Source organism: Photorhabdus aegyptia (genome assembly GCF_000612035.1).
Taxonomy (GTDB): Bacteria; Pseudomonadota; Gammaproteobacteria; order Enterobacterales; family Enterobacteriaceae; genus Photorhabdus; species Photorhabdus akhurstii.
In genome coordinates, this window is sequence record NZ_JFGV01000018.1 from 14,342 (window position 1) to 31,657 (window position 17,316).

At 41.9% G+C, this 17,316-nt stretch carries 6 protein-coding genes and 1 pseudogene; 1 reads left to right on the forward strand and 6 read right to left on the reverse strand.

All coding sequences use genetic code 11. The features are described from left to right. The first annotated feature begins 343 nt into the window (after positions 1–343). A complete protein-coding gene (gene rtxA / locus BA1DRAFT_RS07675) occupies positions 344–10,969 on the forward strand; it encodes an MARTX multifunctional-autoprocessing repeats-in-toxin holotoxin RtxA (RefSeq protein ID WP_036777663.1) in 10,626 nt (3,541 codons plus the stop codon). On the opposite strand, the pseudogene BA1DRAFT_RS24610 reads toward rtxA, so the two are convergent. The 6 genes and pseudogenes from BA1DRAFT_RS24610 to BA1DRAFT_RS07700 all read right to left on the reverse strand — a co-directional run bounded on the left by BA1DRAFT_RS24610 (position 10,920) and on the right by BA1DRAFT_RS07700 (position 16,935). After that, a pseudogene (locus BA1DRAFT_RS24610) lies at positions 10,920–11,820 on the reverse strand (IS982 family transposase). The gene rtxA and the pseudogene BA1DRAFT_RS24610 sit on opposite strands and share 50 nt — an antisense overlap. A gap of 93 nt (positions 11,821–11,913) precedes the next feature. Continuing rightward, complete coding sequence (locus tag BA1DRAFT_RS07680) at positions 11,914–13,152, reverse strand: ATP-grasp domain-containing protein (RefSeq protein ID WP_036777666.1); 1,239 nt, start codon at positions 13,150–13,152, stop codon at positions 11,914–11,916. A 12-nt stretch (positions 13,153–13,164) separates the two neighbouring features. Beyond that, positions 13,165–14,508 carry an MATE family efflux transporter gene (locus BA1DRAFT_RS07685; RefSeq protein WP_036777669.1) on the reverse strand — a complete coding sequence of 448 codons (1,344 nt, stop codon included), beginning with the start codon at positions 14,506–14,508 and terminating at the stop codon, positions 13,165–13,167. Continuing rightward, positions 14,501–15,568, reverse strand: a complete 1,068-nt coding sequence (locus BA1DRAFT_RS21245; protein WP_051560702.1) for a pyridoxal phosphate-dependent aminotransferase — start codon at positions 15,566–15,568, stop codon at positions 14,501–14,503. Before BA1DRAFT_RS21245 ends, BA1DRAFT_RS07685 begins: the two co-directional genes overlap by 8 nt. Before the next feature lies 1 nt (position 15,569). Continuing rightward, complete coding sequence (locus BA1DRAFT_RS07695) at positions 15,570–15,944, reverse strand: cupin domain-containing protein (RefSeq protein ID WP_036777670.1); 375 nt, start codon at positions 15,942–15,944, stop codon at positions 15,570–15,572. Between the two features lie 7 nt (positions 15,945–15,951). Beyond that, positions 15,952–16,935 carry a class I SAM-dependent methyltransferase gene (locus BA1DRAFT_RS07700; protein ID WP_036777673.1) on the reverse strand — a complete coding sequence of 328 codons (984 nt, stop codon included), beginning with the start codon at positions 16,933–16,935 and terminating at the stop codon, positions 15,952–15,954. Positions 16,936–17,316 lie beyond the last annotated feature (381 nt).

Here is a 17,316-nt window from a genome sequence, read left to right on the forward strand (position 1 = left end):
TATATACTCTACAATCTTTGTGAATAAATTTCTTGTTAAGGGCGAAATATGTTTAAAAAATTCGAACAATCATCTTTGATATCAATCATGACAAAGGTGTTTTCTCTCATTATTGCATTGAACATAAAGTAAATAATCAATGAAGTAGTAACTTAATAGAGTTAGGGTAATCTGACTAATTAGGCCAAATAATGCCATCATTGATGGCTGTCATTATATTTTTACCGTGGTAAGAACGGTGGATTCGCACTGTCCACGGAAAACTCGATTCTCAAAACCGTTGCTGTATCTGTCAGATGCAGTGGTTTTCTATTTAACCTCAACTTAAATTAAGGGATTATTTATGGGAAAATCATCAAACCGTAGTACAGAATATTTCTTTACTGGGAAATACTACGATGATGATGATGGTAATAATATTGTTGCCATCGGCGTGGGAGGGGTTATTTATGCCAAAGGAGGCGATGATCGTATTACCCTCGGATCGATTGGGGCGACGGTCTATGCTGATTCTGGTAATAAGGTCGTTAATGGCGGCGCCGGATATTTAAAAATAGTGGATAAGGAAGGTAATCTGTCAGTACATGGCGCTACCGGTTATTCGGGTATTGATAAGAGCGGTAATGGTGATATTTCATTTGCTGGCGCGGCGGGAGGGGTTGCTATCGATCACCGGGGGAGCCACGGTAATCTCAATTTCTCTGGGGCGGCTGCTTATAATGGCCTGAGTCGTAAAGGGCAATCCGGTGAGGTGATTTTTGAAGGTGTTGGTGGTTATAACGAGTTATGGCATGAAACGAATCAGGGCGATTTAAATTTTTTCGGCGCCGGGGCCGGTAATAAAATTGATCGTACCTGGTATGATCACTATGAGAAAAGTCACGGCGATGTGAAATTTGAAGGCGGGGGAGCAGCAAATAGTATTAGTTCGCGGGTTGAAAACGGCAATATTAGTTTCACAGGAGCCGGAGCGGATAATCACATTATACGTAAAGGTAAAGAAGGCAATATTATTTTGCATGGCGCCGGGGCATCAAACCGTATTGAACGCTTGCGCCAAAGTCAAGATCAATATGGACAGACCCACGGTAATATCGAATTTGAAGGGGCAGGGGGTTATAACCGGATTTATTCTGATGTCGCGCATGGTGATATTATTTTCGATGGTGTCGGTGCTTACAATGAAATATCAAGAATCGGCGCAGATAGCGGTTCTCGTGATGGCGTTCTGGAATACGCTAAAGCTGAAGAGATTGTGTTAACGACAGCGACAATGGGAGGAAGTTGGATTCAGCAATCCCAACAAGTAACAGGTATTAAATCAACTATCGAGCCTGACACTTATCTCTTTGCATTTGCCGATGAAATGTACACTAAGCTGGTTAAGGTTCAACTTCAAAATGATCCTGAAACCGGTAAGCTCGGTTATTATGCTACTTCTTGGTACAAACAGGGCAATCATCTTAATAATCTTGCTACGGAGAATATCTCTTCAAGCAATGGATTTACTGATATAGGCACTAATGGCGGTTACCGTCTCTCTAATTTAATCTTCGAACATCATCAACCCGTTACTATTCAACATACGGTTGAAGAAGATTTGCAGGAAAACCAGTGGGTGACTTATGCCGGTGGAACCAATGCCAGAGCAGGAGATGTCACGTTAATTGATGCCAAGATGCATGGGCATGCAATCCATTCTGGCGGTTTGATATTAGATGTTTCAGCGGTGAAATCGAACCGTCAACCGAACACTTATATTTATGCCAAATATGTTGAGTCATATACCAAAGTGGTGATGGTTGAATTGGCGAATAATCCTGAAACTGGTGCGCTGCAATATTATGCCAGTGCGTGGTACAAAGCGGGTGATCATACCGGCAATCTGGCGGCTGAAGATTTTTCATACAAAAATGGTTATCGCTCAATGGAAGTGGGTGGATATTCCCTAACCAATCTGCAATACAAAGTGAATTCAGTATGCCGTGTTTCTGAGCACTTAGCACATACCGAAGAGTACAGTCATCAGGAGTTGGTGAAATCATCCGCCAATATGGGTGACAGCTCCGGTGACATTAACTTCAAGGGCATGGGGGGCGGCAATGTCATTACTTCCAGTGTCACACGCGGCAATGTCAATTTTAAAGGCGCTGGTGCTGCCAATGTGATTGTGAAACGTGGTGAACAGGGCAATCTGACATTCCGTGGCGCAGGTCTGGCAAACGTACTGGTTCATCAAAGCCAGTATGGAGAAATGGATGTTTACGCTGGCGGCGCAGCAAACGTATTGGTTCGAATCGGTGATGGGCGGTATCTGGCTCATCTTTTGGCAATGGGTAATATTTCGATCCATCAAGGTAATGGCGATAGCCGAGTTATCATGCTTGGGGGGTACAACACGCATAGCCAAATAGGTAACGGTAATGCCAATTGGTTAGGCGCAGGCGGTTTTAACGTGATGACCCAAACCGGTAAGGGGAAACTCTCCTCAGTACAGGTGGGTGGCGCCAATGTGCTGGCTAAGCTTGGCGCCGGTGATTTGGTTGCCGGTATGCTTGGTGGTGCGAACATTATCACGCATCTCAACGATGATGAAATATCAGGCACCACGGCGGTTGCATTAGGCGGTGCCAATATTCTGACGAAAAAGGGCAGAGGTAGTGCTATTGCGCTGATGGGCGGTGGCGCCAATGTATTTACTCACATTGGTAATGGAAGCACGACGGGGGTGATGTTAGGTGGCGCTAATATCTTGACCAAGGTCGGAAACGGTGACGCCACGGGTATCATGCTCGGCATAGGTAATGTGCTGACTCATGTCGGTGGTGGTCAGACTTTGGGAGTCATGGGAGCCGCAGGCAATGTCTTTACCAAAGTGGGTAATGGAACGGCGATTGCAGCCATGATTGGCGCGGGCAATATCTTTACCCATGTTGGCGCCGGTGATGCATGGGGGTTGATGGGAGGCTTGGGAAATGTTTTTACCAAAGTGGGGGATGGTAAAGCGCTGGCATTGATGATCGCTGCCGGCAATGTGTTTACTCACATTGGTGATGAAATGAGTGTTGCCTTGATGTTGGCGAAAGGCAATATCGCCACCAAAGTGGGTAACGGCATGACGCTGGCAGCCATGATCGGTGAGGCCAATGTGATGACCCATATTGGTAATGGTTCAACCTTTGCCGCGATGATCGGGCAGGGCAATATCCTGACGAAAGCAGGCAATGATTTGGCGCTCGGTTTGATGGTTGGTGAGGCCAATATCTATTCGCATGTAGGTAATGGCACTAGTATTGGCTTGTTTGCCGGTGAGCTGAATATCATGACCAGAGTAGGTGATGGCACAACATTGGCGGCAATGTTTGGTCGAGCCAATATCATGACTCATTCCGGCAATGGCTTAACTGGTGTTTTAGCGTTAGGAGAGGCGAATATTGTCACCAAAGTGAGTGATGATTTTATGGGGGTGTTTGCGGCGGCGGAAGCGAATGTCATTACTCATAAGGGATCATCAACGACTGCTGCTGTGCTATTCGGTAAGGGCAATATTCTAACGAAGATAGGGGACGGGACAACAGTCGGTTTACTTATTTCCGATGTGGGTAACATCATGACCCATGTTGGTCATGGCACGACGATAGGTTTCGCCAAAGGTACAGCGAATATCATTACCAAAGTGGGGGGCGGTATCGGCGTTAATGCTGTTTGGGGGGAGGCTAATATCTTGACTCAGGTTGGTAATGGTAACCGTTATAACTTCGCCAAAGGTAAAGCGAACATCATTACCAAGGTGGGTAATGAGCAGGAAATCACCGTTGTTCAGGGTGATGCCAATATTATCACCCATGTAGGGCAAGGTGATGATTATACCGGCGCTTGGGGAAAAGCGAATGTGATTACCAAGGTCGGTGATGGGCGCAATGTCGTACTTGCCAAAGCTGATGCCAATATTGTGACTCAGGTAGGTAATGGCGACAGCTTTAATGCCTTGTGGAGTAAAGGGAATATTGTCACCAAATTGGGTGATGGTATGCAGATTACCGCGGCAAAAGGCAAAGCGAATATTACAACCACGGTGGGGAATGGTTTAAGCGTCACTGCGACGCATGGCGATTTTAATATCAATACCAAAGTGGGAGATGGTATTTCTATTAATGCAGCGTGGGGTGAATATAACGTTAATACTAAAGTCGGGCATGGTCTCAATGTTGCGATCATGAAAGGTAAAGGCAATGCCAATATTCATATTGGTGATGGTTTGGGGATTAACGCCTCTTATGCCCGTAATAATATAGCGATTAAAGTGGGTAACGGCGATTTCTACTCTCTTTCTATTGCGGAAAGTAATACGCAAAGTAATAACCTTCCTTTTCTGTTTAAAAATATTAAACGAACTGTGTTAGGTGTGGAAGGTAGTCAGGCGATTAGCTATTTGATTCACGGTAATGAGGCTAACACTTCTGGAACGAATAAAGGCCGAGGGGCGATTAATTTAACTGAAGTTTCTGCCATTGATGGTTTCCAGATGAATGCCATTGATGACGTTGGTTCGGATCTGCGTAATAAATTAAGCGGTACGGTCACTCAGGCGGAGACGCCTGATACTAAGGCTATCCAGAATGCTTTGCATATTGGAGACAAGGTTGATTCGACTCAGAGTGAATCATCATCACAAGTTGATGCTGTTATTAAACATGCAAAACAGGACGGAGCTGCACAAAATGCGTTAAGTGATACAGAGAAAGCAGAGGAAAATCGCCGTATTCTGGAACAAGAACGGGATGACCAACTTAAAATAATTTCAAAATCACAATTCCAATTGGAATCAACGGATCAAAATGCGCTGAATACCAATGGACAAGTACAGCGTGATGCAATAAGTGAAGAGTCCAGGGTAGTAACAAAAGAGTTACTCTCTATGACTCAACGTCTGAATGCGCTTAATGGCTATGTCAATTACACAGGTCAATCGGGTGATGAGTGGCGTAACCGGTTTGCTACGGGATATTTGAACCGTACTCAGGAAAAATTAGATGACACCAAATTTATTTCCCAGAAAAAATTAGCTGATTTACAGCCGCGCCTGATTGATAACCAACAACAAGTAAAAAAGGCAATTGGCAAATCAGAAGCAGGTTTAGAGCAAAGTTATCAGAATATAAAGAACACAGACGACAATATTGAAGATTCGCGTACAAAAGCGAAATCAAGACAGAAAGAAGCAGATTTACAACGTCTGCGAGCAGCGCAAGCGGAAAGCGATGCCTATGCCGTATATGAAGAAGCGAAACAACGCGGTGAATATGATAGCTCGGTAGCGAAAAATAAAGCCGCTCAGGTACAGGCTGATGCGAAAGGGGCGAAACAGGCCGGTGACGCAAAACCCGATCGTAGCGGGGCGCCCGGCAGTGGCTTGTCTGGGAGGGCTTATACACCAATCGACGTAGCGAAACCGAAAAGTCATATCAATCCTGAATCCAAAACGGAAGCTAATGGCTGGAACAGTGAAGATCTAACACTCACAGCCGCAGATTTGGCGGCATTGAATAGTGCGCGACGGGCGGTTAATCGACTACAGATCAACAGGGGTATTCGTGCTGAACATGTCGGTGCTTCGGTCATTTCGCGGCTTACCGGAACGTCATCCGATAGGGTTGCGGAACCTGCCTCAAATCAACTGAGAAAGTTAACCACAAAAGCACCTGTAATTTCGGGTATCAATTTGCAAGGGTTAGGGCAAGTTGCTGGTGGAGATAGCCTTAAATCCCATTCTTCCATCCTGAGAGAGTTTGAGCCTTTCTTGCTGAGTCAGGGTGACAAACGGTTTATTGATTCGACGAAAAGATATCTTGGCCAGATAAATACCGATCGGCCCAGTAAGGCGCTGGCGGCCGTACGCGAGGCTTTCAACAATACGGTCGAGCAACCTGATGAGCAGCATGTATTGCAGCTTGAGCAAGCGCTTGCTCATTGGCAACAGCATGATCCCAATGAATTTGCCAAGCGTGGCCGATTAGTCAAAAGCCTGCGTTTTGAGATGGGGGAACTGGTTGCCTACCTTCAAGCAAAAAGAGCTGAGTCCGCCGGAATTTTAGGGGTTAGCTTATCGCCGGATCATGTTGCACAGTTTGACCAACAGGTATCCTTTGATGGATTTGGGCGTGTGGTGGGCTTGAAAGGTGATATCGCGCAAAACGAAATTAATCGTCTTACTGCTTTACAAATTAAGCCATTGACCCAGATTAACTCTGTGGCGGAACGGGAAGCGCCTAAAACTGAAAGTGAAAGTCTCATTGTTTTCGTTAGCCGATTGCAACAAGAAGCTATTCCCGAAGGTATGCCGCTAGTTGAACGGGCCAAAAACCTTTGGCTTAACGGGCAAGTAACACGACGGGAAACCATTAAGCTATTTGAGGATGCAGTTAGCCAGTTGCAGACACATTCTGAATTACACACGTTAGCTCAACAGTTACTGGCTGATGCCCGTAAGGAAAAGACGACAGGACAATATATTGACAACCTGTTTGGCCGCCATTTTGATTCTGAATTGGCCCATGAATTGGTGAAAACAGCGCCACAGGATGCCATGACCACTTCCAGACAGACAGGGCAATTTCTGGTAGAGAGATTTGAACAGTGGATAGGGGGTTTTTATCCTGATGTAGCTGAGCGTGAGAAGGTTATTGCTAAAAAGATGGCGGGATTCGCCAGGGTCATTAATAGGGATTTTCGTCCTTGGTTTAGTCGAGTGCCTGAATTGACGACGTTTCTGGATGAACCGACTTTTGCCAATTTTAAAGTCATGATGACTCAGGTTGATGATGGTTTTGCGGTGATTAAGGTGCCATTTTTGGCAGTGAAAATGGCAACTACCTCAGGAATGGGGATGGATCGTGCGGAGTGGAAGGTTAAAGGGGATCGTTTCTATGAGGATGCGATCACCAAAGCCCGTTCGACCAGTAGCCAACTGACTAGCGGGGCTGATGTCACGTATGAAGTCGAAATAACCGAAAAGCAGACTAACGATTATGGTACGGCATTGCCTTACCAGCCTGCTAATAACAAGCATGATGACTTTTTGTATGGCAGAAAGGTTGCTGCGGGCCGAATTTTGGTTCCCGGATGGGAAACGAGATTTGAGCATCATGCGTTAGCGCAAGGTCATTCTGTGGTGACAGGCGCTTCCGGCTCGACCAATATCATGGTTCACCTCAATAACTATATTGCCAATGAACAGATTGCCAATGAACAGATTGCCAATGAACAGATTGCCAATGAACAGATTGCTGGTGAACAGCCTGCTTTCTCGGCCAGGCAGGGTTATCTCAACACGCTGGCGTTTCTGGTATTTGATGGTGGTCATTCTGTCAACGAAAGTCTGGCGGTTTATCAGGCGCTACAGGTCACCGGCGATGAACAACGTAAGCAGTTACTCAATAGCTACACTGCCAATTATAGGGAGCTGGTGGATATTGCCGGTGAAGAAGGCAAAGTGTGGATAAGTCAGGCGCTGGATAATGCTTTCCAAGAGACTGGGGAATTCTATCAGAGACATGCCAGAGTGAAGCCGCGAAGTCGTCCTGCGGTGGAGGAGTTAGATGGGTTATCGGGTAAGAATAAACGGCCGGAACCGACTATCATCGACGATACTCATCAGGATAAGAAAACGAGCAAGCCACTCGGTGATTGGCGAGTAGAGGAGGTGACGCCACAAGCTGATGGCCGTGAAACTCGCTTTGATGGTCAGATTATTATCCAAATGGAGGATGATCCGGTCGTCGCTAAAGCTGCGGCTAATCTGGCGGGTAAACACCCAGATTCTAGCGTAGTGGTTCAACTTAACTCTAAGGGCAAATATCGAGTAGTTTATGGCGATCTTGCCAGATTATCCGGTAAGTTACGTTGGCAGATTGTCGGTCATGGTCGTGATACGTCGGAGCAGAACAACATTCGTCTGAGTGGTTACGCTGCTGATGAACTAGCGACCAAACTAACGCGGTTTTATCAGGACATTAATCTGGGTAAAAGTATAATTCACAAACCTGATCACATCAGTATTGTGGGTTGTTCTTTGATAAGTGATGACAAACGGGATGGCTTTGCTCGTCGCTTTATCACAGTGTTGGATAAGCAGGGCATTCGTAGCGATGTTTCCGCTCGCAGTAGTGAAGTGGCTGTTGATGCCGGTGGGCGCAAATTTACCCGTGATCAAAATAACCAATGGGTTAATAATCTGTCTGATAACAAAGTCGTATTAAATTGGAATAATAAAAATGAGCTGATCATGCATACCGAACAAGTTCGTCGCGGTATTGCTGAAAGCGACATCAACCTCTCTAGGGTAGGACATACCGAAGCTGATACCGTTATTAAAGGCGCGATTACCGGCCACAATGAAGTGTTAGTTCAACCCAAGAAACGTGAAAATACGATTCAGGTTGCCCCTGACGATCAATCGAATAATCAGCTCAGTTACTCCGGTAATATCCAGGTGAATGTGGGAGATGGCGAGTTTACCACCCTCAACTGGGGAACCTCGAACGTTGGTATTAAAGTGGGTAGCGGTGGTTTTAAATCATTGGCTTTCGGTGATAACAATGTGATGGTGCACATCGGTAATGGCGACAGTAAACACAGCTTCGATATTGCAGGCTACCAGGCGCTTGAAGGGGCGCAAATGTTTATCGGTAATCGTAATGTCAGTTTTAACCAAGGCCGCAGTAATGATCTGATTGTGATGATGGATAAATCCATGCCAACGCCGCCGTTGGTTAATCCGTTTGATGGTACTGCGCGTATTGCCCACGTATTGCAAGGGGTTGCCGGTTACAGTGAAGATCAAGATTGGTTGGCGGCGCAAGATCAGCAGTGGACCATCGCCGGTGCGAAGAGGTTTGTGGAGGATATGTCCGGTTTGGACCGAACCAGCAGCGTGGACTACAACACATTGACTGATCTGGATTCGCAACATGAGCGTAGCAGTCGTGGTTTGAAGTATGACGCTGAATTGACATTGAACAAGAAATTTAATCAGTGGCTAGGCGAGCATGGCCAAGGCACTGGTATGGGCAAAATAAGTCGTCTAGAACAATTCCGTCAGGCCAATCAAAAACTGGCCTTCAACTTTGCTGTAGGTGGGCGTGGCGCTGATATTCAGGTGACAACCGGTAACTGGAATCTGATGTTCGGTGACCATATCCAGTCGATTCTGGATACTAACTTGGGTTCGCTGTTTGGCCTGATGACGCAGCAATATTCGGCAACCGGCATGGCGAAGACCACTTTTACTTATAATCCACAGGACTTGCCGCGTCAGCTTAAGAATAAACTGATTGGCCGATTAGCGAGTGTACATGCAGATACCACCTTAGCGGATATTTTTGGCGTGAACTACACCGCAGAGGGGAAAATTATTTCCCGCACGGGAGAATCGGTTGATGGTGAGGCGATTCTGCAAGAGATGCTGGAAGTGATTGGGGAATTTAGTGGTGATCAACTGCAAGCTTTCACCGATCCAGAAAAGTTACTTGATAGCTTGGAGGCGGGCATCGATATGGGCGAGGAGGGCGTCAGGTCATTTGCGGAGAGTCATGGTCTGAAAGAGAAAGCGCCTGATGAGAGCCAGGAATCAGGATCTGCGGTGAGTATCAACGGAGAAAATGCTCAGATCAATAATAAACCTAAACCTGCATTTGGTTTTAATTCGCTTAACTTACCTAATTTATTTGCGACGCTGTTCAGCGAAAAGAAGCAGCAAGAAATGAAATCGTTAGTGGTTAACCTGAAAGAAAACCTGACGGCAGATCTGCTTAATATGGAAGAAAAAACGTTTGATTTCCTGTGTAACAGCGGCCATTTGCACGGTGATGGCGATATCCATGTATCGTTGGGGAACTATAACTTCAACTGGGGAGGCGACGGTAAAGATCTTGGCGCTTATCTGGGGGATAACAACAACTTCTGGGGTGGCCGCGGTGATGATGTTTATTACTCACTAGGGACTTCCAATATTTTTTCAGGTGGTGAAGGTAATGACTTGGGCGTCCTGATGGGACGTGAAAACTGGATGTTTGGCGGTAATGGTGACGATACCGCAGTGGTGGCCGGGCGCATTAACCATGTCTCTATGGGGGAAGGCAATGATCAGGTGTTTGTCTTTGGTGAAGGCGGTTTTATTGATGCGGGTAACGGACAGGATTATATCGTCACCTCCGGCAACTATAACCGAGTGGATAGTGGGGAAGGTCAGGATTATGCGGTGATCATCGGCAATAATAATCAGGCCGAACTAGGAGGAGGCGACGATTTTGCCAGAGTATTTGGCAATGACAACCGGATCGATGGTTATTCCGGCAACGATACGATTAAGCTGATGGGCTACCATGCGGTGATCAATGGCGGCGAAGGCGATGATCATCTGATAGCCGCGGCTATTTCGAAGTTCAGCCAATTTGACGGCGGTGAAGGTCAGGATCTGCTGGTGTTAGGCGGGTATCAGAACCATTTTCGGGGTGGCGCGGGTGTGGATAGCTTTGTGATCGGCGAAGAAGTGATTGATAACCGAGTGAACGATATTAATGCAGAAGATATGATTCTGTTTAACGGTGTTGACTGGCAAAATTTGTGGTTCCAGCGCAGCGGGTATGATCTGGTGCTGTCAGTGAATCGCCACACTCAGGACAACACCGCTCTGGGGAAATTTGAATCGGTAGGTTCGGTCACCTTTAATGATTACTTTAATGGCAATCGTGCCAAATTGGTGACTCGGATGAGTGATAAGAACACGTCAGGGGAGCGTGAATTTACCGCACTGTCAGATAATGCGGTGGATTCTTTGATTCAGGCTATGAGTAGTTTTGCCCCGACAGTGGGTGATAATGGTTTTATTGCGGGTCTGGACAGTCAGGCGAAAACGGCTATCACAACGGCGTGGACCGATGTGACGATTGGTAAGGGGAAATTTGCTTAAGGGCAGCAATCTCAGAATCACGTAAATTTAGGCTCGGCTTTTTCGGTTGGAAGGTGTAAGCAATTCATTCCGACACTATCTCCAATAAAAAGCCGAGTGGGCTACGATGCCTTGAATGTTCTATCTGGGAAATCTTTTTGAATTGGTCAACGACCGTTTCTATCAAAAAACGTTTCCGTAACATTATTTTATCCTAGAGTGATAAAGCTTTTATTTTTACATGGTTACGAACACTTGTCACCAGCGTAACCCTTCGTGGGTAAGTTCATCACAAAGTGCCTGCGATAAGTAGCCTTTATCGCCACAAATGCCCCGTTAATCCTTTTGTTAACGCTTTGACAACCTGGCTCATCTGTATTTCTTGGTGTCAGTTTAATCGAGAGGAATTAACCTAACCAGTTGATAATAAAATTAAATTTAAAACCATGAAACCAGCCCATGCTGGTTCTTACACGGTGCGCTATTCCATTAAATACGCGATGGTTAGGGATACGTATGTTCTGATAAACCGTAATTTTGGTCGGAACTCTTGAGTTTTTGCCTTGCGTGACATAAGGAAAGCACTGAGGGGATGAGGACTCTTCTTTTGAGTGTTAACATCCGGGTATAGCTGACTTGGCGGGGAAAAGTTCCGGCAAGATATTGTTTAACATGAAAAAGACAAAAATCTTTAAAGTCACGATAATGGTTCATATGAAATAAAATGAATAGGGTTACCACTTCACTGAGCGAAGGGAATATGAGCGATGATGTTTGAGCAACTTGTTCTTGATGAGTTATTGATACCTGTGGGGGATAAATTGTTGGCAAAAGTCATCAATGTTGCAGTAAAGTTCTTCTAGATTATACATGCCTGAAAATCTCTACGATTTTGCTTTCTTGAACAGAAACTTTGATCGTGACTCAGGCACTTAGTTCCCTTTTTAAATAAACTTCAAGTTAACTTAATTAACTGCTTTAAAATTAATTTGACTATAGAACCATTTCATAATCCCGGCGATGAGGTTTTTAACTTCATTCGAAGTTGATGAAGTTATAGTGATTTCAGTTATAACTTGGCGTTCGTCAGAAAAATAATCTCCATCCTTAGCAAAAGTTTTATAGCTTGTAACTTGAGGGAAAGGGCAAAACTCAGGAATATTGTAAATATAAGAGTTGATTAATTTATTTGGTATAATTATCCATCCGCAAATTGAGTTTGGCTTAATATTGATAGAGTTAAGCTTTTCATTTGACACATTACCAATGTAAGCATTAAATGCGATCTCTTTTGGGTTGATGCCAAATATATTTTCTATCGAGGTCATTACTGGCCCACCGCCTGCACGAGCTGCGATCTCGCATAATTTAAAACTTCCGTCAGAACATAAGAAAACTTCTGCATGAAAAGCAAAATTCACAGGAGAAGGAAGTGCCTCAATGCATTTTCTTACATATTTTATTATTCTATCAAATAGTTTATCCTCAGGTGATAACAAACAACTTGAAATATAGTTTCCATTCTGAAAATCCATGCAATTTGACACATATAATGAAGGCCAAATAAATCTTATCTGATTATTTAGGACAACCCCATCAACATGGTACATTGGGCCATCAACAAATTCCTCGACCATCATATTAATTAACTCTTCGGAATTCCTCTTTAATCCAATATATAAAGAATTATGGAGGTCATTGTCATTTTTAAGTATTGAAATGCCTCGTGCACGTTTAGAAGTTCGGGGTTTTAGTATGACAGGATAATCATGATCCTCAATGAATTCGATAACATCTAGGGCGTTTTTTATCAATGAAAATTTAGGGATGGGAACATTATTTCTTTCCAAAATCTCCTTCATTACACCTTTGTCTCTATATGCTTCTATTGCCTCGACACTTGCACCCGGCAGACCCCATTTCTTTCTTATGTAAGCAGCGGGTAATAAATCAAACTCTCTGACTCCTATAACATAGTCAAAGACCGTTTCTTTTCTCAACTTTTCTGCATAATAAAAAATAAGGTCATCGTTGTCTGGATGTAAACTTTCAATGTCAACAACTTTCTTAAACGATGAAATCACTTCATTGCTCATTAACTTTAATGATTCGGTAGAAGTAATTAAATAGCAATTGTGATCTTTATACCATTCACTTACAGGGTTATAATTAGAGGATTCAAAATCAATAACAAGCAAATTCATCTTACACACACCTTAGCAGTCAGCAGATTTAGGAAAAATATTATCTAACTTAGCCGGAACCCAACTTTCTTTTAACCAAATAATCAGCATGAAAATTGATTCAATTAAACGATACACGAGAAACGAAAACCATAGTGTTTCAATGCCATGATTTTTGAAAAGACAAAGATAAATCGCTAACGGTATGAAAAAAAACCACTGCAATGGCACTGTAACCATTGTCAACTGCCGGTTGAAACCTGCTCCAAACATAGAGAATTTTAATATTTGAGCAAAAACCTCAGAAAAAACAAACAGTACCGTTATTTTAAACAATCCTATATAATTATTTACTATAAAATTATCTTTTATGAATAAACCCATAATATAATGTGGATTTATCAAAATGAAGAGTTGAATAATGAATATTCCAAAGCCTAACTTTACAGCAATATTACCCCATGATTTAGCATCCTTGTATTTATTCGCTCCAAGAGATCGACTCACATAAACCGCAGAGGCCATTCCCATTCCGATTAACGGTGTGATGCTTAGCAACATAAGATTATTGAGAATTGTTATTACTGCCAAAGCGGAGGAATTCATTTGGCTAGCAATAATGAACATGACTGCAAACCCACCCGAAAAGAAGAGTTGTTGTATACCTGCATAGAAAGAAAGTTTTGATATCACACCGATCTGTTCAAAAATTTTAGTAACTTTAAAAAAACGATATTTAGAATCTATAAAATATCCACTGAAATAAAATAAGCAGGCGCCTATGTAAAAAGCACAACATGTCCCCAATCCAGCCCCTCTGATTCCATACCCTAAGGAAACGAGTGTAAAACCTATTAAGAAATTAAAAAAATAAGTAGAGAAGATTATTAATACACTCATTTTATTTTCACCGATCCCGCCATAGTAACCCCGAAAAGCCCTGATAATCCCTATAGCTGGAGCACCTAACACTAGAGTTTGAAGGTAAGTTATGCAGTTAGAAGCTAAAACTTCATCATGAATAAACAGTGTTATGAATTTTGGGACAAAAAAACCTAAACCTACGATTAATATACCTAAGACTATAGCAACAAATATTGCACTATGAAGCGCATTAATACCTTGATTTATTTTTCCAGCGCCAATGCTCTTACCAACTACAGTTTGAACGCTTATGGTTATACCAGTTACACAACTGGTCATTATCGAGAAAATAAACCCGCAAAGACCAACAGCGGCGATGGCATTCATGCCGATCTTACTTACAATGAACATATCAATAATGCTATTTAAGCTTTGTGAAAGCATAAGCAAAATAAAAGGGAAGGCAGTAATTAAAACTTGCTGATATGGTTTTAAGTTGATTCTGCTATTCATTTACATCACCAGATTGCTTTCCTTCAAAAGAAGTCAGATCTAATAAAAACAAAAGGCAATCGACATCTTTTTTATTGCTTACTGATGCTCGTATCCAACCTGGGAGTCCAAAAAGACCACAATCACGAACCATGACTCCAAATTTTTCTGCCTTTATAAGAAAATCAGTATTTCCCATAGGGGGTTTAAAGCATATAAAGTTAGTATAGGATGGTATATATGTCACTTCAGACTTACTAAATGATAATTCAATAGTAGATATTAACTTTCTTACTGTTCTTACATTGATGGATAAAATATCACTGGTAAGAACTTCAGAAGCCATCCTTTGAGCGAAACGGTTTATTCTAAATGGCAAGGCGAGAGCAGTTAAGGAGACAGCATGAATTAAATCTTTAGGGCCTATCGCAAAACCCACCCGTAATCCAGCAAGGCCATATGCTTTTGAAAAAGTCCGCAATACAATAGCCCTTCCACCATTCACTATATATTTTAGAATAGAGTTCTTATTTTCATCAGAAAATTGAATATAAGCCTCATCAATGATGGGGATAACTCTTTTATCATTCATTACCTCAATGAAATAGATAACCTCATCTAGGCTTACTATACTTCCAGTCGGATTATGAGGGTTGCATAAATAAGCAAGAATAACATCGCTAGTAATATTTTTCTGATAATTAGCAATACTACACTTCATATCATTTAAAGGAGCGTATATAACATTTCCCCCGACAATTTTTGCTGATGTCTCATAACCGGGAAATGTGGCCTCACTGGTCAATATAGTCTTTTTGTTTTTTAAAAAAGTTAAACTTAAGAGAAGAATTATTTCATCTATACCATTTCCTAAAACTACCATGTCGGGTGAAACTTTACAGTGATAGGATATTTTATTTTTTAGATCTGTATTGCTTGGATCTGGATAGATACTAATCTTCTTAAATTCATTTAAAAAAACATGATTAAGATTAAGCAAGTTATTGCTATCACTTTCGTTCAAATGCAGTCGATGAGATATATGGGTATCACTGGTGTTGAAATCCATATTTTTACTCATTTCAAACCTCCTTGTAACCATATAATATGCCAAAGCAATAACATCCCTTACTAGCCTTTCTTGTAATGAATTGATGCTCTATTCCTGCTGGTACATGAATAACACTAGGAGAATAGTATGTTTTTGTTTCTCCATTTATTGTTACATCAATGATAGCTTCGTTTGGCTCAGGAGAAATTAGGAAATATATTTCATCAACTTCATGTTTGTGTAATGCGGCAACAGGTTTATTCACTAACTCTGATATATCGCCGCCTGCAAGCTCGAAGGGTACACCCCCAAACATTTCTTCAGTTATAAAAAAGGGAACCTTATTCTCATGACCTGCGACAGATTTCATTACCGGCAGATCTTGCACGCAATTATAAAAATCCATATAAGCCTCACTTTAGAGTGAAAAGGTAAGTATTAGGAACATTCAAATATTGAATTTTTTCAATTTCAAAACCAGCTTTGGAGAAGAAATCTATGTACTCTTCTTTCTTGTAAATCTTTATATTCATAAAGTGATGCACAAATTCAAAACCATAAGTAAATATGGGCGATTCTTTGGTGATTGTATTTTCATCTGACACAAAGGTATCTGCCAAGAGAAACCTTTTTGCTTTTGGGAAAGTCTTTTGTAATTTTCGAAGAACGTCTACGGGATCTTTGATGTTAAATAAATCATGCAGCATCATGAAGGAAATTACTGTATCAACAGTTTCGAATGTAGCTATTAATGAAGCATCATAGGCGGCCTCCATTACGTTCTGATTAACCACGCAAATTCTGTCATCCATAGAGTTATTTCTTATATTAATTTCAGCAGCTTTAATAGCTTTGGCGCTTACATCAATACCTAAACCCGTTACTTTGTTAAAAATCTTACAAATGTCTATTAAAGCTCCAGCTGCACCACAACCTAAATCTACTATTTTACTTATATTTAGTCTTTTTAATTCATTAACTATTGTATTCCACATATATTCACGATTTGCTTGCCGAGACCCTAATGCTACGTTAGCTCCATCAATCAGATTATATAATGAATTATTTTTCTCATCTTTGAGGTCTGTAAAGTTTCGCATGAAATTCCCATAGCCGCCTATAGACCAAGTGAAAAATCCAACATTCCTCCTCATATCCATGCCTAATGGAGTCAGGCTAATTTTCCCATCATCAGAATCAACAAAAAAACCAAATTTTGTTGAGAATGAAATAAGAGATTCAATTATTTTTATTTTTCGGTTATCAAAAATTTTTTCTTTCAGAATGGACTTATCGAATGAAGAGTTACTTCCGAATAATTCAAATACACCTTCTTTCTCAAGGTGATAACATAGGTTAGAGCCAATATAACCATTAAATAAATTTGATGCCAACATAGCACTTTTCCTTAATCATTGCATATAATATCAATTGAAAAAGCTAAAGCATTGCACAACAACATGGTACGGCCGATAAATAATCACATTGTTCTACAAATCTATATTGTAACAGTCTGGAGTGGGATAAATTAGGAAGGAAATAAAAGTAGTAGATATTGTCTTTTATTTATTAAAAAATTACGATTCCTCGCACTATTTATCCAATTCCATCTTGGGTATTGATACATTATAAGTATAGAAATGTAAAGTTTTTTATTAGTTAAATCATGTCATGACGTATGGTGTTGATGTAATTTGTTGATAATAATAGATATTTTTTTGGTTATTGTCATTGAGATTGGCAGTTTTTCTTAACGAACGGGTGATCAGGGTTAATGA

Excerpts from the sequence above, each read along its gene's own strand:
- BA1DRAFT_RS07695 (WP_036777670.1), bottom strand. The coding sequence starts at position 15,944 with ATGGATTTTTATAATTGCGTGCAAGATCTGCCGGTAATGAAATCTGTC.
- BA1DRAFT_RS07680 (WP_036777666.1), bottom strand. The coding sequence starts at position 13,152 with ATGAATTTGCTTGTTATTGATTTTGAATCCTCTAATTATAACCCTGTA.
- rtxA (WP_036777663.1), top strand. The coding sequence starts at position 344 with ATGGGAAAATCATCAAACCGTAGTACAGAATATTTCTTTACTGGGAAA.
- BA1DRAFT_RS07685 (WP_036777669.1), bottom strand. The coding sequence starts at position 14,508 with ATGAATAGCAGAATCAACTTAAAACCATATCAGCAAGTTTTAATTACT.
- BA1DRAFT_RS21245 (WP_051560702.1), bottom strand. The coding sequence starts at position 15,568 with ATGAGTAAAAATATGGATTTCAACACCAGTGATACCCATATATCTCAT.
- BA1DRAFT_RS07700 (WP_036777673.1), bottom strand. The coding sequence starts at position 16,935 with ATGTTGGCATCAAATTTATTTAATGGTTATATTGGCTCTAACCTATGT.